21 protein-coding genes are annotated in these 22167 nt (G+C 68.2%); 13 read left to right on the forward strand and 8 right to left on the reverse strand.

Translation table 11 applies throughout. The annotated features are described in order from the left end of the window. Positions 1–36 precede the first annotated feature (36 nt). The gene (locus BEMPMBAN_RS04305) at positions 37–1005 is read left to right on the forward strand and encodes a 1-phosphofructokinase family hexose kinase (RefSeq protein WP_200845872.1); all 969 of its coding nucleotides are present in this window, start codon (positions 37–39) and stop codon (positions 1003–1005) included. Here BEMPMBAN_RS04305 and BEMPMBAN_RS04310 read toward each other — a convergent pair. Together BEMPMBAN_RS04310 and BEMPMBAN_RS04315 are read right to left on the reverse strand one after the other, a co-directional pair. Continuing rightward, on the reverse strand, positions 996–1880 hold the full coding sequence (locus BEMPMBAN_RS04310; protein ID WP_159229161.1) for a 3-oxoacyl-ACP synthase: 885 nt from the start codon (positions 1878–1880) through the stop codon (positions 996–998). The two genes, BEMPMBAN_RS04305 and BEMPMBAN_RS04310, sit on opposite strands and share 10 nt — an antisense overlap. Continuing rightward, positions 1864–2970 (reverse strand): 3-oxoacyl-ACP synthase III family protein, encoded by a 1107-nt coding sequence (locus BEMPMBAN_RS04315; protein WP_159229162.1) that lies wholly within the window; start codon positions 2968–2970, stop codon positions 1864–1866. Before BEMPMBAN_RS04315 ends, BEMPMBAN_RS04310 begins: the two co-directional genes overlap by 17 nt. A 179-nt stretch (positions 2971–3149) precedes the next feature. Here BEMPMBAN_RS04315 and BEMPMBAN_RS04320 point away from each other — a divergent pair, with 179 nt between their 5' ends. From BEMPMBAN_RS04320 to BEMPMBAN_RS04330, 3 genes are all read left to right on the forward strand, one after another. Then, entirely contained in the window at positions 3150–4829 is a 1680-nt protein-coding gene (locus BEMPMBAN_RS04320; RefSeq protein ID WP_159229249.1) for a sensor histidine kinase, read from the forward strand. A 74-nt stretch (positions 4830–4903) separates the two neighbouring features. Beyond that, complete coding sequence (locus BEMPMBAN_RS04325) at positions 4904–5713, forward strand: universal stress protein (protein WP_159229163.1); 810 nt, start codon at positions 4904–4906, stop codon at positions 5711–5713. A 1-nt stretch (position 5714) separates the two neighbouring features. After that, positions 5715–7424 carry a SulP family inorganic anion transporter gene (locus BEMPMBAN_RS04330; RefSeq protein ID WP_159229164.1) on the forward strand — a complete coding sequence of 570 codons (1710 nt, stop codon included), beginning with the start codon at positions 5715–5717 and terminating at the stop codon, positions 7422–7424. A gap of 21 nt (positions 7425–7445) precedes the next feature. Here the strand turns inward: BEMPMBAN_RS04330 and BEMPMBAN_RS04335 are convergent, their stop codons facing one another. Continuing rightward, a complete protein-coding gene (locus BEMPMBAN_RS04335) occupies positions 7446–7886 on the reverse strand; it encodes a pyridoxamine 5'-phosphate oxidase family protein (protein WP_159229165.1) in 441 nt (146 codons plus the stop codon). Between the two features lie 199 nt (positions 7887–8085). Here BEMPMBAN_RS04335 and BEMPMBAN_RS04340 point away from each other — a divergent pair, with 199 nt between their 5' ends. After that, complete coding sequence (locus BEMPMBAN_RS04340) at positions 8086–9093, forward strand: Acg family FMN-binding oxidoreductase (protein WP_159229166.1); 1008 nt, start codon at positions 8086–8088, stop codon at positions 9091–9093. A gap of 12 nt (positions 9094–9105) precedes the next feature. On the opposite strand, the gene BEMPMBAN_RS04345 is transcribed toward BEMPMBAN_RS04340, so the two are convergent. Beyond that, positions 9106–9966 (reverse strand): class I SAM-dependent methyltransferase, encoded by an 861-nt coding sequence (locus BEMPMBAN_RS04345; RefSeq protein ID WP_159229167.1) that lies wholly within the window; start codon positions 9964–9966, stop codon positions 9106–9108. Between the two features lie 130 nt (positions 9967–10096). Here BEMPMBAN_RS04345 and BEMPMBAN_RS04350 point away from each other — a divergent pair, with 130 nt between their 5' ends. Together BEMPMBAN_RS04350 and BEMPMBAN_RS04355 are read left to right on the forward strand one after the other, a co-directional pair. Continuing rightward, a complete protein-coding gene (locus BEMPMBAN_RS04350; RefSeq protein WP_159229168.1) occupies positions 10097–10804 on the forward strand; it encodes a phosphodiesterase in 708 nt (235 codons plus the stop codon). Further along, the gene (locus BEMPMBAN_RS04355) at positions 10801–11280 is read left to right on the forward strand and encodes an SRPBCC family protein (protein WP_159229169.1); all 480 of its coding nucleotides are present in this window, start codon (positions 10801–10803) and stop codon (positions 11278–11280) included. The genes BEMPMBAN_RS04350 and BEMPMBAN_RS04355 overlap by 4 nt, the downstream gene beginning before the upstream one ends. A gap of 122 nt (positions 11281–11402) precedes the next feature. On the opposite strand, the gene BEMPMBAN_RS04360 is transcribed toward BEMPMBAN_RS04355, so the two are convergent. Continuing rightward, the gene (locus BEMPMBAN_RS04360; RefSeq protein WP_159229170.1) at positions 11403–12920 is read right to left on the reverse strand and encodes an FAD-dependent oxidoreductase; all 1518 of its coding nucleotides are present in this window, start codon (positions 12918–12920) and stop codon (positions 11403–11405) included. 99 nt (positions 12921–13019) lie between these two features. Here BEMPMBAN_RS04360 and BEMPMBAN_RS04365 point away from each other — a divergent pair, with 99 nt between their 5' ends. The 4 genes from BEMPMBAN_RS04365 (at position 13020) to BEMPMBAN_RS04380 (ending at position 18579) form a co-directional block, all read left to right on the forward strand. Further along, entirely contained in the window at positions 13020–13694 is a 675-nt protein-coding gene (locus BEMPMBAN_RS04365; protein WP_234897287.1) for a PAS and ANTAR domain-containing protein, read from the forward strand. A gap of 82 nt (positions 13695–13776) precedes the next feature. Next, complete coding sequence (locus tag BEMPMBAN_RS04370; protein ID WP_159229171.1) at positions 13777–14127, forward strand: anti-sigma factor antagonist; 351 nt, start codon at positions 13777–13779, stop codon at positions 14125–14127. A 1-nt stretch (position 14128) separates the two neighbouring features. Continuing rightward, positions 14129–18271, forward strand: coding sequence for a SpoIIE family protein phosphatase (locus tag BEMPMBAN_RS04375; RefSeq protein WP_159229172.1), 4143 nt, complete (start codon positions 14129–14131; stop codon positions 18269–18271). After that, positions 18271–18579, forward strand: a complete 309-nt coding sequence (locus tag BEMPMBAN_RS04380) for an STAS domain-containing protein (protein WP_159229173.1) — start codon at positions 18271–18273, stop codon at positions 18577–18579. The genes BEMPMBAN_RS04375 and BEMPMBAN_RS04380 overlap by 1 nt, the downstream gene beginning before the upstream one ends. Before the next feature lie 9 nt (positions 18580–18588). Here BEMPMBAN_RS04380 and trhA read toward each other — a convergent pair whose 3' ends face one another. After that, positions 18589–19263 (reverse strand): PAQR family membrane homeostasis protein TrhA, encoded by a 675-nt coding sequence (gene trhA / locus BEMPMBAN_RS04385; protein ID WP_159229251.1) that lies wholly within the window; start codon positions 19261–19263, stop codon positions 18589–18591. A gap of 326 nt (positions 19264–19589) precedes the next feature. Further along, entirely contained in the window at positions 19590–20276 is a 687-nt protein-coding gene (locus BEMPMBAN_RS04390) for an HAD family hydrolase (protein ID WP_159229174.1), read from the reverse strand. A 222-nt stretch (positions 20277–20498) separates the two neighbouring features. Between BEMPMBAN_RS04390 and BEMPMBAN_RS04395 the strand changes: the two genes are divergently transcribed. Beyond that, positions 20499–21446 carry a DUF808 domain-containing protein gene (locus tag BEMPMBAN_RS04395; protein ID WP_159229175.1) on the forward strand — a complete coding sequence of 316 codons (948 nt, stop codon included), beginning with the start codon at positions 20499–20501 and terminating at the stop codon, positions 21444–21446. 25 nt (positions 21447–21471) lie between these two features. On the opposite strand, the gene BEMPMBAN_RS04400 is transcribed toward BEMPMBAN_RS04395, so the two are convergent. Beyond that, positions 21472–21666 (reverse strand): hypothetical protein, encoded by a 195-nt coding sequence (locus tag BEMPMBAN_RS04400; RefSeq protein WP_159229176.1) that lies wholly within the window; start codon positions 21664–21666, stop codon positions 21472–21474. 31 nt (positions 21667–21697) lie between these two features. Here BEMPMBAN_RS04400 and BEMPMBAN_RS04405 point away from each other — a divergent pair, with 31 nt between their 5' ends. After that, positions 21698–22123: a hypothetical protein gene (locus BEMPMBAN_RS04405; RefSeq protein WP_425294927.1), complete on the forward strand. Its 426-nt coding sequence runs from the start codon at positions 21698–21700 to the stop codon at positions 22121–22123. Positions 22124–22167: the final 44 nt, after the last annotated feature.

The raw sequence follows: 22167 nt of genomic DNA on the forward strand, positions 1-22167 counted from the left end.
CCGAGGAACCCCATCAACGAACGGAGCACCAGCGCAATGTCATCGTTGCCGTCACCCACGATCGTCACCCTGACGATGAACCCGGCACTGGACATCACCACCGAGGTCGACATCGTCCGTCCTACCGACAAATTGCGTTGTGCGGCTGCACGATACGATCCGGGTGGCGGCGGGATCAACGTCGCCCGCATCGCACACGTGCTGGGCGCCTCCGTCTCGGCGGTGTTTCCCGCAGGTGGCCACACCGGCCACCTCCTGACCCGCCTCGTCCACGATGCCGGCGTGCCGCTGCAGCAGATCGAGATCGCCGAATCGACCCGGGAGAGCTTCACCATCGACGAACGCAGCACGGGCAAGCAGTACCGCTTCGTCCTTCCCGGCCCGCGGCTCAAATTCACCGATCAGGCGCAATGCCTGGAGAAACTGCGTGGGGCGGGGACCTCGGCGCAGTTCGTGGTGGCCAGTGGGAGCCTGCCGCCGGGCGTCCCGCCCGACTGGTACCAGCGGGTGGCCGACGTATGCCGGTCGATGGGAGCGCTGCTGATCCTGGACACCTCGGGCGGCGGACTCACCCACATCAAGAACGGCGTGTTCGTGCTCAAGACCAGCCTGCGCGAGCTGCGCGAATGCGTCGGGCGGGAGCTGGCCATGGAGGCCGAGCAATTGGCGGCAGCCCACGAGCTGGTCGACCGTGAGATCGCACAAGCTGTGGTGGTGTCGCTGGGATCCCAGGGCGCGCTGCTGGCAACACCCCTGCACAGCCAGCGTTTCTCGGCGGTCCCGGTCCGGACGGTCAGCGGCGTCGGGGCCGGCGATGCGATGGTCGCCGCGATCGTGGTCGGCTTGAGTCGGTCCTGGACGTTGACCGAGTCGGTGCGGTTCGGGATCGCCGCCGGGGCCGCCATGCTGTTGACCCCCGGAACCGCCGCCTGCACCCGGGAGGATGTCGAACGCTTCTTCGGGATCGTTCCCGCCGCAGAGGACGTCGACGCGGTTCACACCTGATCTGGCGGGAACCGGTACACCCCGGCCCCCGCGGTGATACCGGCGCCCGCCGCGACCAGCAGGATGTTGCCGCTGCGCCGGGTCTCGCCGGCTGCCCGCTCGAACGCTGCAGCCAGCGACGCAGTATGCATGTCGGGGTCTTCCGCGACCACGATGCGCGACCCGGGAACTCCGAGATGGTCGGCCAGGGCGGCGCGGAACCCGGGCTGTGCCGGGGCGGCGACGATCGCATCGAAGTCGTCGAGTCCGAGCGCCGAGTCGTGCAGGCACTCGTGGACGGCCCGTGCCGCTGCGTCGGCGAACCTCTCGTCCTTCGCCTCCGACGTCGAGAAGCGGAGCACATTGCGACCGTCGACGAGTCCGACTGTGGCATTGAAACTCTCGCCGGCATCCGGCGTGCTGACCCAACGGATAGGCCCGAGTCCGTAGTCATCCTCGGTCCAGTCGCACAACAGGGCCGCCCCAGCGGGGGAGAACGGAAAGTCCTCACTCATCCGATGCCCGGGATTGGCGTCGCTGGCGACCACCAGCGCGCACCCGACGGTGTGCGATCTCAGGAAGCCGTCGACTATCTGCAGCGCGGTCAGCACACCACAGGTTCCGTTGGCCACGTCGAACGAGAACGTGCCGTGCGCGCCCGCATGCGGGTCCTCGGGATTGGCGTCGACGTCCTGCTGGATCAGGGCCGCCAACGCGGGTTCGCCCAGGTTCCGGTCCCGGTAGACCCCGGCGTTGATCAGTAGATCCACGTCGTGCGGGTTACGTTCGCCAGCGTGTAGACATTCCCTGACGGATCTGACCGCCAGCCGGAGTGCGCTGTGGCGGGTGCGCCAGCCACCGTCGGTGACGGCGACCCGATCAATGACTGTGCCCATACCGGTCCACCAGTTCCTTGTCCAAGGTCACCAGAACGACACCGATCTCCAACCCGGACGCCAGCGCGATGAGCGCAATCGTCTCTCCGGGCAGGATGTGGCCGGCTTCGAGTTCTTCGACGAGGGCCACGGTGTGCGTCGTCGACGCGGTGTTGCCGTAGCGGTCGACGGTGATCACCGCGTCGTGCCGGGGTGTGTCCCCGAACGATGCCGTGAGTTCGGCCATGCCTTTGCGGATCGCCCGTGCCGAGGTCTGGTGGGTGATCACATGGTCGATGTCGTGCATGGCGATGCCCGCCGCATCCAGCACCTCGTGCAGCAGCAACGGGGTGTTCGACATCGCTGCTCGGTGAATCCCTCTGGCGTCGGTGAACATTCGAGCACCCGGCTCGTGGCCCTTCGGATAACCGAGGCACAACCGGCTGTAGTCGGCCACGGTGGTGAAACCGGCGCGCCGAATCCCTTCAGATCCTGCGGGGGCTCGCTCCAGCAGAAGCGCTGCCCCCGCGTCGCCCAGGGTCAGCGACGCCAGTTCCTTGCTCATGATGTTGCGAATGTGACGGGCCGCGTTCTGGCCGAGCTGGGAGATGTACTCGCCGCTGACCACCAGCGCGCGTTCGACCGCGCCGTGGCGGATCCAGTTGTTGGCGATGGTGACGCCGGTGAGCATTCCGGCGCAGGCGTTCGAGACGTCGAACGTCATCGCGTGCTGCGCCCCGACGGCGTCGGCCACGGCGCGGCTCATCGTCGGCTCCAGCCATTGGGTCAAGCCGCCATGGAACTTGGTGATGCTGCAGCTGATCACGACGTCCACCGACGAGCCGGGGCATTGCGCCCTGCCTAGGCAGTCGAAGGCCGCGGCCGTGGCGAGGCTGTAGGAGTCCTCGTCGCCGACCGAGACCCGGCGTTCGCGAATTCCGGTCAGTCGTTCGAGGTCGATGTGGGTGTGATGCCGGGTCCGCGACATCAACTCCGACGTGGTCAGGTGGGTCGGCGGCAGGTGACGCCCGGCGCCTGCCAATCGGGTGCGGTACGGGGCCGAGGATTCCCCGCCGTGGGGCTCCATCACCAGCCACCGCGTCCGCGTCATTGACACATATTGGTCTCGATGTCCCGGCGCGGATAGAGAACTTCGGGCGCCGCCGGCGAGGACCTTGGACCCTGACATGTGATGCCGTCAGCCAAGCCGCCCGAAACCTTTCTTGTGTGTCGCAGCGGTGGGACCATGGGGGCGTGACCGACAGGAGCGAACGGGGGGCCGCGGCCAGGATGCCGCCGCTGCGCGACACACTGTCTCAGCTGCGGTTGCGTGAACTTCTCAAAGAGGTCCAGGACCGGGTCGAGCAGATCGTCGAAGGCCGGGACCGGCTCGACGGGCTAGTCGAAGCGATGTTGGTGGTCACTTCAGGACTCGAGCTCGACGAAACGCTGCGCACGATCGTGCACACCGCCATCGACCTGGTTGATGCCCAATACGGGGCTCTGGGTGTGCGCGGCCACGGTCACGAACTCATGGCTTTCATCTACGAGGGCATCGGCGAAGAGACGCGCGCCAAGATCGGACACCTCCCTGAGGGCCTCGGCGTGCTCGGAGTTCTGATCGACGACCCGAAGCCGATCCGACTGGACCACATCGCCCACCACGCCGCCTCTGTAGGCTTCCCGCCCAACCATCCGCCGATGCGGACCTTCCTCGGGGTGCCGGTACGGATTCGCGACGAGGTGTTCGGCAACCTCTACCTGACCGAGAAGGCCGGCGGGCAGCCCTTCAGCGAGGACGACGAGGTGCTGGTCCAGGCGCTGGCTGCGGCGGCCGGGATCGCCATCGAGAATGCCCGGCTTTACGAGCAGTCCAAGATGCGTCAGTCGTGGATCGAGGCCACCCGGGACATCGGTACCGAGCTGTTGTCGGGAACCGATCCGGCCACCGTGTTCCGTCTGGTCGCCGACGCAACCCGAGTGCTCAGCGGCGCAGAGATGACGTTCGTGGCGGTTCCGGATGACCCTGAGCTGGCGATCAGCGAGACCACGGAACTGGTCGTCTCGGCGACCGCCGGTGACGGCCCGGTCACGGACCTGCACTCGATCCCGGTGGAGGGAACCGTCGTCGGCGCGGCGTTCGTGCAGCGGACCCCCGCGCGGTTCGACACGTTCGACCTGACCGGGGACGGGATGTTGACCGGCCCGACGCTGGTGCTGCCGCTGCGGGCCACCGACATGGTGGCCGGTGTGCTCGTCGCGCTCCGGCCGGTCGGGGCGCAACCGTTCACCGAGGAGCAACTCGACATGATGGTCGCCTTTGCCGACCAGGCCGCGCTGGCGTGGCAGCTGGCAAGGACCCAGCGCCAGATGCGCGAGCTCAGCATCCTGACAGATCGCGACCGCATCGCCCGTGACCTGCACGACCATGTGATCCAGCGGCTGTTCGCCGTGGGGTTGGCTCTGCAGGGAACGATCCCGCGTGCGCGCGCGCCCGAGGTGCAGCAGCGGCTCACGGGCTGTGTCGACGACCTGCAGGGAGTCATTCAGGAGATCCGTACCGCGATCTTCGACCTGCATGGCGGCTCATCAGGTGTCACCCGGCTGCGCCAGCGTCTGGACGAGGCCGTGGCCCAATTCGCCGGTGCGGACCTGAGGACGGCAGTGCAGTACGTCGGGCCGCTGTCCGTGGTCGACGCCAGGCTGGCCGACCACGCCGAAGCAGTGGTCCGTGAAGCCGTCAGCAACGCCGTCAGACATGCCAAGGCCAACAACCTCGCGGTCAGCGTTACCGTCGAGGACGAGTTGTGCATCGAGGTCAGCGACGACGGCCGGGGATTACCCGCTGAGGTCACCGGCAGCGGGCTGACCAACCTGCGTCGACGCGCCGAGGATGTCGGCGGGGCGTTCAGCGTCGAATCCTCGCCGCGCGGCGGAACGGTGTTGCGGTGGTCGGCGCCGCTGCCGTGACCGCGGCGTTCCCGCCGGGCAGGTAGCGACCAAAGGCCCTAACCGGTTGGCGCGGTGAGGGATAGCGTGGGCCCATGAGCACCGGCCAGGACTCCGACCCGGCTCATCCTGCGACCGCAGGCGGCGACAGGCCCATCGTCGTCGGGTTCGACGGATCACGGGCCGCCCACCACGCCCTGAGATGGGCGGTGCCCGAAGCCGAGTCCCGCGACGTGCCTCTTCGGGTGGTCTCGGTGGTCACCGGCGATGACCGACACGACGGCCCTGCCGCGCCCCACGGCGCCGGGCACTCCGTCGACGCCGCGGTGTTGTCGGTCGAGGCGGAGGCGGAGCGGACCGGAAAGTCCATCCGGGTCGAGTCGGTGCAGATCGACGGGAACGTCGCCGACGTCCTCATCGCCGAATCAAGACATGCGCTGATGGTCTGTATCGGAGTTCCCTGGCGCGACCGGGCGGCCGACCCGCTGTTCGGGCCGACAGCCGCCGCGCTCGCCACCCATGCGCACTGCACGGTCGCACTGATCCGATCCGACTCCGCGGGATCACCCCCCGAGTCCGGGGTGGTCTCTGTGGTCCTCGACGACGAGCCGGACAACGATGCGGTGGTCCACCTGGCGATGCAGGAAGGCCGGCTGCGGGAGGCGACTGTGCGGCAGGTGGACAGGCGCATCGACAGCTGGATACGCCGGTTTCCCGACGTGCACGTTGAGATCGTCGCCGCAGGCAGCGGTCGCGCCTACGCTGCAGGGCAGCGTGGCCCGCAGGGCACTCAGCTGGCCGTCGTGGGTCAGGCGGACGCCGACCGGATCACCGAACTCGAGATCCCCAACTGCCACCCGATCGTGGGCTATCCGGACTGCTCGGTGCTGTTGGTCCGCCGATGACATGACCGCACCACAGACGCGGCCGTCGCGGGTGAACCTCCTGCTGCCCGGACTCTCGCAGTTTCAGCAGTACGAGACAGGCTGGTTGCGTTCCGATCTGACGGCGGGTCTGACCGTCGCGGCGTATCTGGTTCCCCAGGCGATGGCCTATGCCACGCTTGCCGGGGTCTCCCCGGTCGCAGGACTGTGGGCCGCCCTGGTGCCACTCGCGGCGTATGCCCTGCTCGGATCGTCCCGGCAGCTGTCGGTCGGCCCCGATGCCAGCACCACCGCGCTGACCGCGGCGACCCTGGCGCCGATCGCCAACGGTGACGACACCCGCTATGCCGTGTCGGCGGCTGCGCTCGCGATCCTTGTCGGCATCATCTGCCTGGTGGGCGGGACGGCGCGGCTGGGATTCCTGGCCAACCTGCTGTCACGACCCATACTGATCGGCTACATGGCGGGCATCGCACTGGTGATGATCGCCGGCCAGCTGGGCAAGATCACCGGCACCGAGGTGACCGGCAACGAATTCATCTGGCAGACCGGGTCATTTGTGGCACACCTCGCCGACGTGCACTGGCCGACGATCGCGCTGGCGACCGCGGTGGTCGTGGTGCAACTCGTGTCGTCGAAGGGCGGGGTGCACGTGCCCGGACCGTTGATCGCCGTCGTCCTGGCGTCGGCGGCAGTACTGGTGTTCTCGTTGCAGGCGCGTGGGATCGCTGTCGTCGGACCCGTTCCGTCGGGACTCCCGGGCCTGGGTTTCCCCGGCCTGCGCGTCGGAGATCTGCTGCCGTTGCTGCTTCCGGCTGCGGGCATCGCGATCGTGGCGTTCTCCGACGATATGGTGACAGCACGGGCTTTCGCCGCCCGCAGCGGTCAGGAGATCGACCCCAACGCGGAGATGCGGGCGTTGGGAGTGTGCAACATCGGGGCGGGGCTGGCGTCCGGTTTCCCGGTCAGTGCCAGCGGTAGCCGCACCGCGATCAGCCATTCACTGGGCAGCCGCACGCAGCTTGGGTCGCTGACCGCCCTCGCAGTGGTTCTCATCGTGCTGACATTCGGGGGTGGCCTGCTGTCGGCGGTTCCGATGGCGGCGTTGGGGGCGCTGGTCCTCGTCGCTGCGCTGCAACTGATCGATGTCTCGGAATTTCGCCGCCTGGGACGGTTCCGCCGCAGTGAGCTGGTACTCGCGCTCGCGACCACTGCGGCGGTACTGGGACTCGGGGTTCTCTACGGAGTGCTGGCAGCCGTGGCACTGTCCATCCTCGACCTGTTGCGCCGGGTGGCCCGGGCCCACGACAGCGTCCTCGGCTTTGTTCCCGGCGTACCCGGAATGCATGACGTCGAGGATTATCCGCAGGCGGAGTTGGTGCCGGGCCTGGTGGTCTATCGCTATGACGCCCCCTTGTGTTTCGCCAACGCCGAGGACTTCCGCAAGCGAGCCCTGCAGGCCGTGGCGGCCTATCCGCAACCGGTGGAATGGTTTGTGCTCAACGCCGAGGCCAACTCGGAGGTCGATCTCACCGCGCTCGACGCAGTGGATCGGTTGCGTGTCGACCTGGCACGGGCGGGCATTCGGTTCGCGATGGCACGGGTCAAGCAGGATCTGCGAGAAGCGTTGCAGGCGGCCGGAATGCTCGACGCCATCGGAGTCGAGCACATCTACCCGACACTACCCACCGCGGTCGCCGCGTTCCGGCAGCGGGATGGCGCCGAGGGCTGACCGCCGGAGGTGTCGAGCCGGTCAGACGATGGTGAATTCGCGATCGGGTTCGGGGCCGAAGCCAAACCGGCGACCGGTGATCCGCGTCGGAAGCACCCGGACGTAGTGCGACTTGACGGTGGCAGTCCACGGCAGGAGTTGAGCGCGTTCGGCTTCTTCGATCTCGTCGTCGGTGTGCAGGCTGCGGGCCACCCCCTTGATGATCACGCTCCAACCTTCGGTGGCACTGTGGTCGTCTGCCTCGAACAGCACATCCCTGTTGATGGCGGTGCTGACCAGCTTCGTTCCCTCCGCGGTGCGGAACAGCACGGTGCGCCGCTGGACGACGAAGTTGACCGGGAAGATCTCGGGCGCACCGTCGGCGCTGGTCACCAACCGGCCGAGGGTGGCGCGGGAAAGCAGTTGCCAGCACTCACTTTCCGGCAGAATCGTCACCGGCCGCGGGGCGGCTTCATTGCTCATACGTTTCACGCTAGCCAACCGCGGGCCCGCGGTCCGTGAGGCGTTGTTCCCTGGTGTGAGGGACCAAAGTAACCATTCGGGTGCTCGGGCAAAGGTCACCGCGAGGACGGGACTTCCGTCTCTGGCCGGGTGCCTGACCTCGGAGCAGACTCGGAGATGTTCAGTGCTAGCGAGATCAGCCCGGAGGAAGTTCACAGTCATGGCCGCACAGTTTCCCGATGCCGACACCATCCGCGCGGCTCTGACGTTGGCCACCCGCGCACCGTCAGTGCACAATTCTCAGCCATGGCTCTGGCGGGTCGGACCGCACAGCCTGCACCTCTACGCCGATCGCTCCCTGCACTTGGAGCACACCGATCCCGACCGGCGGGAACTCCTCCTCAGTTGCGGTGCCGCCCTCCATCACGGCACCGTCGCGTTGGCGGCGATGGGCTGGCACGCCACCATTCACCGCCTGCCGAATCCCGACGAGCCGGATCACCTCGCGGCGATCAGCCTGCACCGCCACACAGCCGGTGAGACCGATATCGCGCTCGCCGCCGCGATCTCCAAGAGGCGCACGGATCGACGCAACTTCAGCTCGCAACCGGTGGCCCTGGGTGACATCGCATGGATGGGCGCGCGGGTGGCGCGGATGGGTGTGTCGCTGCGTCGTGTCGAGACCACCACCGACTTCAAAGCCATTCTGACCCAGGCGATGTGGCAGCATGCGCTCGACTCCGGCTATGCCGACGAGCTCACGATGTGGAGTGGCCGGCACGCGGCGGCCGTCGGGGTGCCTGCGCGCAATGTCCCGGAAACCGATCCCGCGGCAGCGGTTCCCGCCCGCGTTTTCGCCGGGCCGGCGCTGAGCCAGCCGCCCTGTGCACCTCCCGCCTATGACAACGGCGTGCTGCTGGCCCTCGGAACCTCCACCGACGACGACATGAGCAGGTTGCGTGCGGGGGAGGCGACAAGCTCGGCGCTGCTGACCGCGACTGCCAGAGGGTTGGCAACCTGCCTGGTGTCGGAAGTGTTGGAGGTGGCCGAAACGCGCACGATGGTGCGATCGGAGATCTTCGACGATCGGTACGACCCGCAGATGCTGATGAGGGTGGGATGGGCGCCGGTCGACGCCGACCCGCTTCCGGCCACGCCTCGGCGGCCGATCAACGAGAGGCTGACCCGGCTCGACGGATCACCGTTCGACGGCCCCGAGGACGAGTAGCGCGCGACACCCCTAGTTCTTGATGGCCGTCACCAGGAGATACTCGGCGGAATATGCCGTGTGGTCCTGCTCCGAGGCTTCGTTCCAGGTCTCCAGCAGCGTCAGGAAGTCGCGGTCCAGGGCCGCGGTCCGCTCCGCGTCCGCCTCATTGAACCGGTAGGTGGCGATGGTGGGACCGTAGTTGGCTTTCCAGTACTCCCGGAACTGCAGCGCAGTCGGGCAGTGATCCATCACCACGGTCTCGCGGCGCAGTGTCAGGTCGGTCACGCTGTCGCCGAACAACTCTCGCACGTGGTTCTCCTCGCCCCACATCGGCGCCGGTGTTGCTTCCGGTGGCGGCGGGGGAGCATAGGGCTTCATCGTGGCGAACAGGTGGCCGATGAACCCTTCGGGCGTCCAGTTGATCATCCCGATGGTGCCTCCCGGGCGGACCACCCGCACGATCTCATCGGCAGTGGCCTGGTGGTGAGGCGCGAACATGGCCCCGACACTCGACAGGACGACGTCGAAACTGCTGTCGTCGAACGGCAGCGCTTCCACATCGGCTTCGATCCAGTCGAGTTCCACTCCGCGTCGCGCGGCGATGCTGCGGCCCGCCTCGAACAGTTCGGGCGTCAGGTCACTGGCGGTCACGGTCGCCCCCGCTTCGGCCGCGGGGATGGCGGCATTGCCCGAGCCCGCTGCCACATCCAGCACCCGCTGTCCGGGCCGGATGCCGCAGGCCTGGACCAGGCGCGGCCCGAGCTCCGGAATCAGGTCCGCGGCCACCGCCGGGTAGTCGCCCGACGCCCACAGCGCCCGGTGTTTGGCTTTGAGTGCGCGATCGGCATCCTGGTCAGGCTGCGAGACAGGTGCGGCGTCGGACGTGCTCATCGACCTTCTCCTTCGACCACCGACGGGCGGCGCCTGTGAATGATAGCGACAAAATGCTTCACCACCAGGCGAAACAGTCAAATTCAAGCCCGTTCGGTTTGATCTTGGACCGCAGCGGTATACGTCGCGCATGAGAGCTTCCGAAATCGTCGGCGCGCCGTTCGAATTGGGTGCTGCGATCCGTCATCGCCGGTTGTTCCATCCGGCGGGAGTGCTGGCCAATGGCGCCATCGAGCGAGTCAGTGGCCCCGGCGAGGGGTTGCCCGTCGAGTCGGGGCCCGTGGTGGGCAGGGTGTCCAAAGCGGTCGGTGTCCCGGGCAGTTTGCCCGACGCGGCCGGTGTGGCGTGGCGGATGCCGCCTGCCGCGCCCGGCGCCTGCCCGTGGGACGTCCTGCTGGTTACCGCGGGGGTGGGTGATGCGTCGATCCTGCCCAACCGGATGCTGCTGCGGCCGGTCACCTCCTGGTCCGACGCGCTGTACTCCAGCCTGATGCCCGTGAGCTACCACGACCAGCTGTGGTGGATCCGTGCCCGCCTCACCTCGCCGGGGAGCACGCCCGGGCTGTCCCTGGACACCGTCGTCGACGCCATCGGACGCGGCGGCCTGCAGTTCGACATCGAACAGGCCTGTGGCGCGGCGCCCTACCAGTCGTTGGCCCGGCTGCGACTCACCGAGATCCTCCCGGCGGCCGAAGGCCCGGACGACGACATCGCGTTCGATCCGGTGCGCAACAGCGCCGAGGGGGTGCAGCTGTGGCCGGAATGGTTGCTTCGGCTCAGGCGCCTGGCGTACCGCAGCAGCCGTGAAGGACGCTACGCGGGAATGGCGCAGCGATGACCTCCGAAGCGCAGAACTCGTTGACGGTGACCCGGGAGACGTCGGCTTCGGTGCAACGGGTCTGGGACCTGCTCGCCGACGGCTGGACCTACAGCCAATGGGTGGTGGGCAACAGCAGGATGCGGGCGGTGGACCGGGACTGGCCGGCACCGGGGAGTCAGATCCACCATTCCATCGGCCTGTGGCCACTGGTCATCAACGACACCACCACCGTCGAGAAGTGCACGCCGCTCGAAGAACTCGTGCTGCTGGCCAAGACCAGGCCGTTCGGTGCCGCACGGATCACGATGCGGCTTTCCCCGACCCCCACCGGATGCCGGATCGAGATGGCGGAGGTCCCTGCCGGCGTGCCGCTGAAATGGCTGCCCGATTCGGTCGGGCTCGCTGCGGCGTGGCCCAGGAATCGCGAATGTACCTGGAGGTTGGCGTCTCTCGCGGAACGCCGCGACCTCGAGACCGCCGACCAGGAAGGTTAGTCATCGGATTTCCCCCACAACAGCAAGATGTACCCGGACTGCAGTCGGCGATGAGCCCGGTGCCCGACTGCGGTGAAGCCACCTACCGCGACCGACCCGTTCTCTAGGCTCCCGCCGTCGAGTCAGCCGCTCATCTTCTCGGCCGAGGGCGTCAGTCCCCGGGTGGCCGGGCCCTCCAGCAGCTCGCCGTCGGGCGCGAAGCGCGAGCCGTGCAACGGACATTCCCAGGCCTGATCGGCGTCGTTCCATCGCACCACGCCACCGAGGTGCGGGCACACCGGCGACGTGGTGTGCGCGACACCGTCGACGACGCTGTCGGCATGCATACGCCATGGCGGACCACTGACCGCGCCCCCGTCGTCGGACAGCTCAGAACGGCTGAGCCACGGACTCACCCAGCCTTTCGCCAGGTTGAACCCGACCTCCAGATTGGCCTGCAGCGCCGTGGGTACCCCCGCCAGTTCGCCGGTCCGCCAGCTGGCGAAGGCGGCAGACCAGTCCATTCGGCCGCCCAGTATCCGGCTGGTCAGCGCCAGTGCCGCAGCAATGCCGTTCGTCATCCCCCATTTGTCGAACCCTGTTGCCACATAGATGCTTTCGCTGCCCGGCAGGATCGGTCCGACGTAGGGAAGCTCGTCGACAGGGGTGTAGTCCTGCGCAGACCAGAAATGGGTCTGCACGGCGCCGGGGTAGTGGAGTCGGGTCCAGCGGGTCAGTTCCTCGATGCTGCGGGACGGCGAGTCGGCGCGGCCGACGGTGTGTCCGGCGCCACCGACGACGAGTTTGTCACCGCCGGCGCTCGGTGCGTAGCGCAGCGAGCGCGTCGGGGAATCGACCGACAGGAACATCGGTCGGGTCACGTCGCCGGGCACGTCGAAAGCCAGGCAGTAGGAGCGCTCGGGTTTGACCCGCGCGAAGAACCCGCCCCGGTCGAGGATCGGTATGCCGGTGGCGAGGATGCACCGCTGCGCGGCGATGCGGACCTTCCGGGGACGGCGCGCATCATCGGTCGACACCCGCACGTCGACACGCACCGGGCCGCGACCCGACACCGAATGCACCCGGGCACCGCAGATGATCGAGCCGCCGTGGCTTTCCAGCTCGGCCGCGAGGCTCTGCAGCAGTGGCACCGGGTCGATCTGCGCCTGATCGGCAAGGCGGACACCACCGCAATAGGGGAACGGAACGTCGGCATCGGCGCACCAGCTGACATCGAGGCCCGCCGCACGACCGGCGGCGAGTTCGTCTTCGGCGGTGCTGACACCGTCGGGTGATTGGGCGTAGCTGAAGGCATCCTGGTGCTGCACGTCCAGGCCGTGCTCGTCGCAGTACCGCAGCAGCCAGTCCTGGCCCTCTTTGTTCCCGGTGGCGTACGCGCGCAACACGTCGTCGCCATGTTTGGCCGCGATCCGGGACAGCTTGGTGCCCTGCAGCAGGCTCACCTTCCCGGTGGTGTTGCCCGTCGCGCCGGCCCCGACGTAGCGGGCCTCCAGCACCACGACGCGCTTGCCGGCCCTGGCCAACAGGGCCGCGGTGGTCAGGCCGGTGATGCCGGCGCCGACCACCACCACGTCGGCGCTCTGGGGAACATCGGGTCGAGAAGAGGAATCCGCGCGCCCCGTCAGCCACAAAGAAGTCATGTCGGCGCGATACCCCGCAGCGGCACCGCCAAACGCCTACCTCGCCGATTGGGTTCGCGAAAACACCTGCGATGACCAGCACGATGTCAAGATGAGCGGGTGTCGGACACGTCAAACCCCGAACCGGACGCTTCCGGTGACGGACTCCAGCGACTGCGGGTCGGCGGTTTCCGCTTCTGGTTCGTCGGTCAGCGGTGGGAGTGGTCGGACGAAGTCGCGCGCATGCACGGATACGAACCGGGGACCGTCACCCCGACCACCGAGTTGCTGCTGTCGCACAAACACCCCGACGACCGCCGCCCGGTGCAGGACCTGCTCGACCATGCCCTGCATTTCGACGGGTCGTTCTCCAGCCGGCACCGCTTCATCGACACCGGCGGGGCCGAGCACACCGTGATCGTGCTGGCCGATCGGATGGTCGACGGCAGCGGAGCGGTGATCGGCACCGACGGTTATTACGTCGACCTGACCCTGAACTTCGAGCAGGTACGCCAGGAGGCGCTCACCGGCACGCTGTCAGACGTCTTCGACGCGCGGGCGGCCATCGAGCAGGCGAAGGGGGCGCTCATGCTGGTCTATCGCATCGATGCCGACGAGGCGTTCGAACTCCTGCAGTGGCGTTCGCAGCATTCGAACACCAAGCTGCGCCTGCTGGCGACCCAGATCGTCGCCGAACTCGGAAACCTCAGCTTCGATCCGCAGAATCTGCGCGGGCAGTTCGATCATCTACTGCTCACTGCCCACGAGCGGGTTCCCGGTCGCAGCTGCACATAGCGCGGGCCGAGGAATGCAGGGGTGTGTCCGGGACACTGATCGGGTAACCCGCCGAGAGTGACGGTGACAAGAGGATGCGCACGTGGGACTGGATGTACGGCAGGAGGTTTGTGATGCGGCGGTGGTGGTGTCTGCCGGTGGGCACGTCGATTCGGTGACCGTCGACGCGTTCCAGACCTCGCTGCAGGCCGCCCTCGACGTCGCCGCAACCCATTCGGCCAAGAAATTGGTCATCGAACTCGAAGACCTGAGCTACTTCGGCAGCGCGGGGCTGAACGCCGTGCTGGCCTGCCACGAGCGCGGTGCGGCCGACGGTGTGGCGGTGCGGGTGGTAGCCGTCAACCCGATGGTGGTGCGGCCCCTGCAGATCACCAAGCTCGACTCCGTGATCCGGCCCTACCCGTCGGTCGGCGCCGCGATCGACGGTGGCTGACGTGGATTCAGCCAGCGCCGCCTCGGCTGCGTTGTTCGCATCAGGCGGTGACGTCGGCCGCGACCACGCGCAGGTCGACTGGGCCGCCACTGCGCTCGGTCCACCCCAGGGCTGGCCGCAAAGTCTTCAGACAGCCGTCAGCATCCTGCTCTCCTCCCGGTTTCCGATGTGGATGGCGTGGGGCCCTGACCTGACGTTCTTCTGCAACGACGCCTATCGCCGCGACACCCTGGGACAGAAGTACCCCTGGGCGCTCGGCCGTCCCGCCCGGGAGGTGTGGGCGGAGATCTGGAAGGACATCGAGCCGCGCATCAACCAGGTGCTGTCCACCGGAGAGGCCACCTGGGACACGTCGCTGCTGCTGTTCCTGCAGCGCTCCGGATATCCCGAGGAGACCTACCACACCTTCTCGTACAGTCCGCTGCGCGACGACGACGAACAGGTCGTCGGCATGCTGTGCGTGGTCAGCGAGGACACCCAGCAGGTGATCGGGGAGCGGCGGATGGCCACGCTGCGGGACCTGGGATCCGACCCCAGCGTGGTGCGCAACGAAAGTGAGATCCTCAATTTCTCCGATCGCCAGCTGAGCCAGAACCTGGCGGACCTGCCCTTCACGCTGACCTACCTGTTCGACGACGTGGGGGATGCGGTCCTGGCCGGCGCCACCGGGCTCGTCCGCGGGCATCCGGCAGCCCCGCCGACCCAGTCCGCGACGGGCGAGGCGTTGTGGCCGATGCAGGCCGCGGCGCGCGGGGAAACCGTGCTGGTGGACCTCGACACGCCGGAGTACGTCGGGGTGCCGAGCGGGGACTGGCCCGAAGCGCCGATGGAGGCGCTGGTGGTACCGCTGCTGCAGCAGGGCGGCTCGCCCAGTGGGTTCCTGGTGGCCGCGCTGAACCGGTACCGCCCCCTCGACGACGCGTACCGCGGGTTCGTCACCCTGGTCGCCGGTCATATCGCGGCCGGACTCGGTCTGGCTCGCAGTTACCGGGTCCAGCAGCGGCGGGCCGACGAACTCGCCGAGCTGGACCGGGCGAAGACGGCGTTCTTCTCCAACATCAGCCACGAATTCCGTACTCCGTTGACATTGATCCTCGACCCGGTGGCCGAACTCCGGCAGGCCGAGGACGTCGGCGACCGGACCCGCCGGGAACTCGATGTGGTGTGGCGCAACGGCCTTCGTCTCACCAAGCTCGTCAACACCCTGCTCGAGTTCTCCCGCATCGAAGCCGGGCGCACGCAGGCGCGCTACGAACCGGTCGATGTCGGCGCCACCACCGCCGAACTGGCCAGCGTGTTCCGTTCGGCCGTGGACCGGGCCGGGCTGGCGCTGGTGGTCGACTGCCCGTCACTGGACCAGCCGGTGTACCTGGACCGCGACATGTGGGAGAAGGTGGTCTTCAACCTGCTGTCGAATGCGTTGAAGTTCACCTTCGAGGGCACCATCTCGGTCGGGGTGCGGCGTGAGGCAGACGAGGCGGTGATCACGTTCGCCGACACCGGGATCGGCGTGCCCGCCGCGGAGATACCCCGGCTGTTCGAGCGGTTCCACCGGATCGAGAACGCGCGGGCACGGTCGAATGAGGGAAGTGGCATCGGGCTGGCGCTGGTCCAGGAGCTGGTGGCGCTGCACGGCGGCACCATCGCCGCGGAGAGCGCCGAAGGGGTGGGCACCACGTTCACCGTCCGGCTGCCGTTCGGCGTGGCGCATCTGCCCCCGGATGCGGTCGTAGCGACTCCGCTGGTGGGCAGAGCGGGCACCACTGCGGAGACGTATGTGCAGGAGGCGCTGCGCTGGATGCCTGCCGACGCTGAACGGGCTGACGTCGCGCCCCCGCCGCCCGCCCGCCCGGCAGTCGGCGCCGCAGAGCATCCGGCGCGGGTGCTGATCGCCGATGACAACGCCGACATGCGCGACTATCTGGCTCGTCTGCTACGTGCAGACGGCTATGCGGTCGATGCCGTGGGCGACGGCCGGCAGGCGTTGGATGCGATCCGCGACAGCCCGCCCGACATCGTGATCAGCGATGTGATGATGCCGCGGTTGGACGGCCTGGAGTTGGTCGCCGCCCTGCGCGCCGACCGCCGCACCTCCGCCGTGCCGGTGTTGTTGCTGTCCGCCCGTGCGGGTCAGGAGGCGTCCATCGGTGGTCTGCAGGCCGGCGCCGACGACTATCTCGTCAAGCCGTTCGCTGCGGCGGAACTGCTTGCGCGGGTGCGCGCCAACGTCGAGCTCGCGCGGCTGCGCAATCACCATGCGCGGTGGCGTACCGCGCTGGTCGAATCGCTGCAGGAGGGATTTTTCGTCTGCGACGAGCACGGCGCGGTCATCGAGATCAACGCGGCGTTCACCGAGATCCTCGGCTTCGACACCGACGGGCTGCCCTATGAACCGCCTTTCCCGTGGTGGCCTCCGCGCGACAGCGATTCCGCGGCCCACCGGCGGGCGGTGGAAGCGCTCGACCGGCTGCTCGAGCAGCCGAAGGGAAGCCTGCGGGACATCCCCGTCATCCATCGGGACGGCCGTCGCCGCTGGGTGAGCGCGAACTTCAACCACACCGCTGATCCCGACACCGGCCGCCGAGTCACGGTCGGGACCATGCGCGACGTCACCGCAGAGCGGTACGCCGGACAGCGCGAGACCGCGCTGGCGGCGCTCAACGAGCGGCTCGTCCAGGCCACCACCGTCGACGACGCGGTCCTCGGGGCGGCCGAGGCGTTGCGCGGGGTCTGGGACGCCGAACGGGTGGACGTCGCAGTCTTCCCCACCCATGCCGCCGCCGGTTCCCCCGTCCCGCACCTCGTCTGTGCCGGCGCCGAGTCGGCGGGCTGGGACGCGCTGCCCGCGCGCACCCGGCAGGCGATCACCGCACTGTGCGACGGCGATCTGCTGGTGCCCGACCACCGGGGCCCGGGTACCACCGGTATCGCCGTACCGCACCCCAAGGGGGTACTGGTGGTGCATCTGCAACTCAGAGAGCCGCGGCCCTTCACCTCCGAGGAGCTCGCGCTGCTCACCGTGCTCGGGGGGCGTCTCGGCCAGGGGCTGCAGCGAATCCATCGAGTCGACCAGCAGCGGGAGACGGCGCTGGCCCTGCAGCACGCGATCCTCGGGCCCGCGGTGCCCGCCGGGTTCGCGGTGCGCTACCAACCGGCCACCCGCCCGCTGCAGGTCGGCGGCGACTGGTACGACGTGGTCGACCTGGACGACGGCCGAATCGGCCTGATCGTCGGCGACTGCGTGGGCCACGGCCTGGCGGCGGCGACGGTGATGGGCCAACTCCGCAGCGCCTTCCGCGCGCTGCTGTTGGAGACCCCTGGCCCCGCGGCGGCCCTGTCGGCCATGGACCGGTTCGCGAGCCGACTGTCCGGAGCACGATGCACCACGGCGTTCTGCGCGGTGCTCCACCCCGACACGGGGGAGCTGGTGTACTCCGGTGCGGGACATCCGCCGCCGATCCTGGTCCGGCCCGGCCACGCCCCCGTCCTGCTCGACGGCGCCGCCGCCACGCCGCTGGGGCTGGCTGACGACCGGGTCCGGCCGGAAGCGCAGACGACGATGCCACCGCGCGCCACGCTGCTGCTCTACACCGACGGACTGGTCGAGCGGCGACGCGAGGCGCTCGACGACGGCATCGGACGCGCTGCCGAGGTGATGGCACACAACGCTGCTGCCACACTCGATGATCTGGCGAAACTGATCATGACGCAGCTGGCGCCCGGTGGCGGCTATCAGGACGACGTGGCCCTGCTGCTGTATCGCCAGCCGGCACCGCTGGAGATGGATCTCGCCGCCGACGTCGAAGTGCTTGCGTCCAGCCGTGCGGCTCTGCGCGGGTGGTTGACCCGGGCGGGTGTCAACGCCGAGCAGACGCTCGACGTGCTGATCGCCACGGGCGAGGCGCTCGCCAACGCGATCGAGCACGGCCACCGTCACCTCGACCGGGGCAGGGTGACTTTACGCGCGACCGCTGTGGCGGACCGGTTGCACGTCACCGTGGTCGACACCGGATCGTGGAAACCCCCGGTGGCCGCCGTGCATCGCGGCCGGGGCATCACACTGATGAAGGGGTTGATGCATGATGTCACGATCGAACCGGATGTCGGCGGCACCACTGTCCACATGCACACGAGGATTGTTTGATGGTCACACCGCTGAGCCTGTCCACCGACAGCAGTGACGACGGCTCGTTGGTGGTCCGGGTGATCGGCGAAGTCGACTTGAGCAATGTCGCCGCGTTCTCCGCGGCCGTGGCCGAGGCCCGCAGGGCCGCCACCGACCGGCAGCTCGGTGTCGATCTCAGCGGCGTCGACTACCTGGACAGCGGTGCCATCGGCGTTCTGTTCGACCACGCCGACGGGATCTACATCGTGGTCAACCCGATCCTGCTGTCGGTCCTGACCATCAGTGGTCTCACCGAGGTCGCGACCGTGAAGCCGGCGTCGTCATGACCTCTTCGACTAGACGATCAGGCCCCAGGCCGCGAAGTAGTGGCACAGCGCCGCCGCGGCGGTGAACGCATGGAAGAACTCGTGGTGGCCGAACGTGCTCGGCCACGGGTTCGGCCAGCGCAGGCCGTAGCAGATCGCGCCGATGTTGTAGAGCACGCCCCCGAGGACCAGCAGCGCGACCACACCCCACCCGGCGCCGTCCACCAGCGTTCCGGCGAACCAGATCGCGGAGTAGCCGAGCAGCAGGTAGAGGGGCAAGCCGACCCAACGGGGGGCCGACGGCCAGCACATCTTGAGCGCGACGCCAGCGGCGGCACCGGCCCACACCATCGTCAGGGCTTCGGCACCGGTGCGCGGCGGCATCGCCAGCACCGCAAAGGGGGTGTAGCTGGCCGCGATGAACACGAAGATCACCGAATGGTCGATCCGCATCATCCATTTCGTCGCCGCCGCAGAGCGCCACTGCACCCGGTGGTAGGCCGCGCTGATACCGAACATCGCCACGATGCCGACGGCGTAGATCAGCGTGGCCCAGCCGGCCTTCGGCGAGACGGTGATCCACGCGACGGGCACGAGTGCCAGCCCCGCCACGATCGCCGTGGCCGCCGAATAGAAGTGGATCCAGCCCCTGGCACGGGGCGTGTGCAGCAGATCGGTGATGGTGTCGGCCACGACCTGGGGCATGTCGTCGTCAACGGTGTCGACCGGTCCGGTGACTGCGTCGTCGCCGACGTGGCCGAGGGCCCATACCGGCGTCGTCGCATCGGCCGGCCGGAATGTCACACGACAACCATCAACAACACGACAACCATCAACGATGAACGGATAGTCAGGACGCCTCCATTGTCGATGCCGAGGTCCAGCATAGGGGCACCGGCGCGGCTTTCCGGTAACGCCGCGGGGACAAGCCGGCAAACCACCCCGTAAATCTGCGCCGGCGCTGCTCAATCGTGGCGCCGAGCACGCCGAAAACGAGCTGAACGCCCCCGTAGGTCGCGAAAGGACCGGTGTCACCCGGTGGAGTGGCCGGACAACGCGCCGATCCGGGTCGAGTCCAGCTTGCCCAGCAGGTCGCCCGCATCCTCGAATACCGCCGATGCACCGGCGTCGAGCAACTCCGCTCGCGAGGTGCCACCGCTGAGCAGCCCGATCGACGGGACCTTCACCCGGGCAGCCGCTTCGCAGTCCCACACGGCGTCGCCGACGAACACCGCGTCGTCTGCTGTTGCTGACGCCCGGTCCAGCGCCACCTGGACGATGTCGGGCTTGGGCTTGGCGGTCTCCACATCCTTCGACGACGTGACCGCGGCGACGATGTCATCACAATCGAGCACCTTGCGCAGCATCGCCAATTCGTCCTCAGGCGCCGAGGTCGCCAAGACCACCTGCAGTCCTCGGTCCGCGACCGCGCGCAGCAGGTCTCTGGCGCCGGGAAGCGGACCCAACAGGTGTGCACTCTGTTCGTAGAACTCGCTGTGCCCCTTCTTGAGACGCTCGAGTACTCCCTCGCCGGCGTCGCCGGAGAGCGTACGCACCAGTGTGGTGCCGTCCATGCCGATGCAGCGGTGGATGCGCCACGCGTCGACGGGTAGCCCCTCGGCGTCGAAGGCGCGCAGCCAGGCCCAGACATGCAGGTAGTTGGAGTCGACGAGGGTGCCGTCCACGTCGAACAGCACCGCCGGTGGCGAGGTTGGCATGAGTCGTCGTCCCATCGCTGATCGGTCACCGAGGTCCATCAGGCCGTGAGGTTCCACCGTCGGTGGTGGTGACATCGTTGCGCGCCTGCTCTCGGGATCTTCCCCGGCAGGTACCCGAGCGGTTGGTGACCGAAACTTCGGGGGATCGGCCGCGGCCCGCCCGGCCGGTGCGCTGCAGGTAATCTTCGATGTCATGGCCGCAGAACCGATCACGGTGACGCCGTGAGCGCGGGGTTGTTCGCGCTCCTCGATGACGTCGCGGTGTTGGCGCGGCTGGCCGCGGCCTCGGTCGACGACATCGGCGCGGCCGCAGGGCGCGCGACGGCGAAGGCCGCAGGGGTCGTCATCGACGACACCGCGGTGACACCGCAGTACGTCCACGGACTGGCCGCCGAACGTGAGCTACCGATCATCAAGCGCATTGCGATCGGATCGCTGCGCAACAAGGTCGTTTTCATCCTGCCGGCGGCATTGCTGCTCAGTCAGTTCGTGCCCTGGTTGCTGACCCCGATTCTGATGCTGGGTGCCACGTACCTGTGTTTCGAGGGTGCCGAGAAGGTCTGGGGGAAGGTCCGCGGTCACGACGCGCACAAAGCGCCCGTCGCCGCACTGGGTGCCGACGCCGAGAAGCACATGGTGACCGGCGCTATCCGCACCGACTTCATCCTGTCCGCCGAGATCATGGTGATCGCTCTCAACGAGGTCGCCGATCAATCGTTTGTGCCGCGGCTGCTCATCCTGTTGGTGGTCGCCGTGGTGATCACGCTGGTGGTGTACGGCATCGTCGCCGGCATCGTGAAAATGGACGACGTCGGCCTGCGACTCGCCCAGCGGTCATCGGAGCTCGCCAAGCGGATCGGCCGCGCCCTGGTCGCCGGCATGCCCAAGCTGCTGTCCGCGCTGTCTGTCATCGGCACCGTGGCGATGCTGTGGGTCGGCGGACACATTCTGCTCGTCGGATCCGACGAACTCGGTTGGCACACGCCCTACGGCCTGGTCCACCACGTCGAGGGATACGTCCACCACGTCGCGGGCGTCGGCGCAGCGCTGGCCTGGCTGGTCAACACGGCGGCCTCGGCGGTCATCGGCCTCGTAGTCGGGTTGCTCGTGGTCGCCGTCATGCATGTGCTGCCGTTCGGTCGCAAAGACCAGCACGCCGCCGCGGCCTGACGACGGATTGCGCTCGGCGGTGCGGCTAGCCGTCGCTGCCCTCGCGCCGGCCGACGTACTCCAGCAACCGGCGGTCGTCGGTGGTGAACCGACCCACCTCCTCGCCGCCGTCACAGGTCAACAGCGCCACCGTCACCGCACCCGAGGTCCGCGACACCACCCGCCACAGGGCTCCGGCATCCTCCCAGCGCTGCAGTTCGGCGACCCGATCGACGTCCACCTCTCCACGATGTCACCGTAGGCTGGCGTCCGTGCATCCTGCCTGCGCTGTCGCGACCGCGGCTGTGCTGATCTGGCTCGGGATGGTCCTGGCGATCTCGTTTCTCGAAGCCCCGCTGAAGTTCCGCGCCCCGAACGTGACCCTGCAGATCGGTCTCGGTATCGGGCGACTGGTGTTCCGCGCGCTCAACGGGTGCGAGTTGGTGCTGGCGGCCGCGGTCGCCGTCGCATTGCTGGTGCAGCCCCCGACCCCGGGGGCGGCGGTCGCGGCGGTGATCGCCGGGGTGGCGCTGCTGGTCCAACTGGTCGCGGTGCGGCCGGCGCTGAGCAGGCGCTCCGATGCCGTACTGGCCGGCGGGCAGGGACCGCGGTCACACGCCCACCTGTGGTACGTGGGCCTGGAGGTGGTCAAGGTCGCCGCGCTCGTCGGCGCGGGTGGGCTGCTGCTCACATCGTGAGCGCGCAATGAAGGTAACCCTGCCCTAATCATCTCGGGTAGGCT

Origin of the sequence: Mycolicibacterium austroafricanum, from assembly GCF_902705885.1 — a bacterium.
Taxonomy (GTDB): Bacteria; Actinomycetota; Actinomycetes; order Mycobacteriales; family Mycobacteriaceae; genus Mycobacterium; species Mycobacterium vanbaalenii_A.

Excerpts from the sequence above, each read along its gene's own strand:
- BEMPMBAN_RS04310 (WP_159229161.1), bottom strand. The coding sequence starts at position 1,880 with ATGGGCACAGTCATTGATCGGGTCGCCGTCACCGACGGTGGCTGGCGC.
- BEMPMBAN_RS04345 (WP_159229167.1), bottom strand. The coding sequence starts at position 9,966 with ATGAGCACGTCCGACGCCGCACCTGTCTCGCAGCCTGACCAGGATGCC.
- BEMPMBAN_RS04390 (WP_159229174.1), bottom strand. The coding sequence starts at position 20,276 with ATGCCAACCTCGCCACCGGCGGTGCTGTTCGACGTGGACGGCACCCTC.
- trhA (WP_159229251.1), bottom strand. The coding sequence starts at position 19,263 with ATGCCCCAGGTCGTGGCCGACACCATCACCGATCTGCTGCACACGCCC.
- BEMPMBAN_RS04325 (WP_159229163.1), top strand. The coding sequence starts at position 4,904 with ATGAGCACCGGCCAGGACTCCGACCCGGCTCATCCTGCGACCGCAGGC.
- BEMPMBAN_RS04305 (WP_200845872.1), top strand. The coding sequence starts at position 37 with ATGTCATCGTTGCCGTCACCCACGATCGTCACCCTGACGATGAACCCG.
- BEMPMBAN_RS04350 (WP_159229168.1), top strand. The coding sequence starts at position 10,097 with ATGAGAGCTTCCGAAATCGTCGGCGCGCCGTTCGAATTGGGTGCTGCG.
- BEMPMBAN_RS04330 (WP_159229164.1), top strand. The coding sequence starts at position 5,715 with ATGACCGCACCACAGACGCGGCCGTCGCGGGTGAACCTCCTGCTGCCC.
- BEMPMBAN_RS04355 (WP_159229169.1), top strand. The coding sequence starts at position 10,801 with ATGACCTCCGAAGCGCAGAACTCGTTGACGGTGACCCGGGAGACGTCG.
- BEMPMBAN_RS04320 (WP_159229249.1), top strand. The coding sequence starts at position 3,150 with ATGCCGCCGCTGCGCGACACACTGTCTCAGCTGCGGTTGCGTGAACTT.
- BEMPMBAN_RS04340 (WP_159229166.1), top strand. The coding sequence starts at position 8,086 with ATGGCCGCACAGTTTCCCGATGCCGACACCATCCGCGCGGCTCTGACG.
- BEMPMBAN_RS04360 (WP_159229170.1), bottom strand. The coding sequence starts at position 12,920 with ATGACTTCTTTGTGGCTGACGGGGCGCGCGGATTCCTCTTCTCGACCC.
- BEMPMBAN_RS04380 (WP_159229173.1), top strand. The coding sequence starts at position 18,271 with ATGGTCACACCGCTGAGCCTGTCCACCGACAGCAGTGACGACGGCTCG.
- BEMPMBAN_RS04335 (WP_159229165.1), bottom strand. The coding sequence starts at position 7,886 with ATGAGCAATGAAGCCGCCCCGCGGCCGGTGACGATTCTGCCGGAAAGT.
- BEMPMBAN_RS04315 (WP_159229162.1), bottom strand. The coding sequence starts at position 2,970 with ATGACGCGGACGCGGTGGCTGGTGATGGAGCCCCACGGCGGGGAATCC.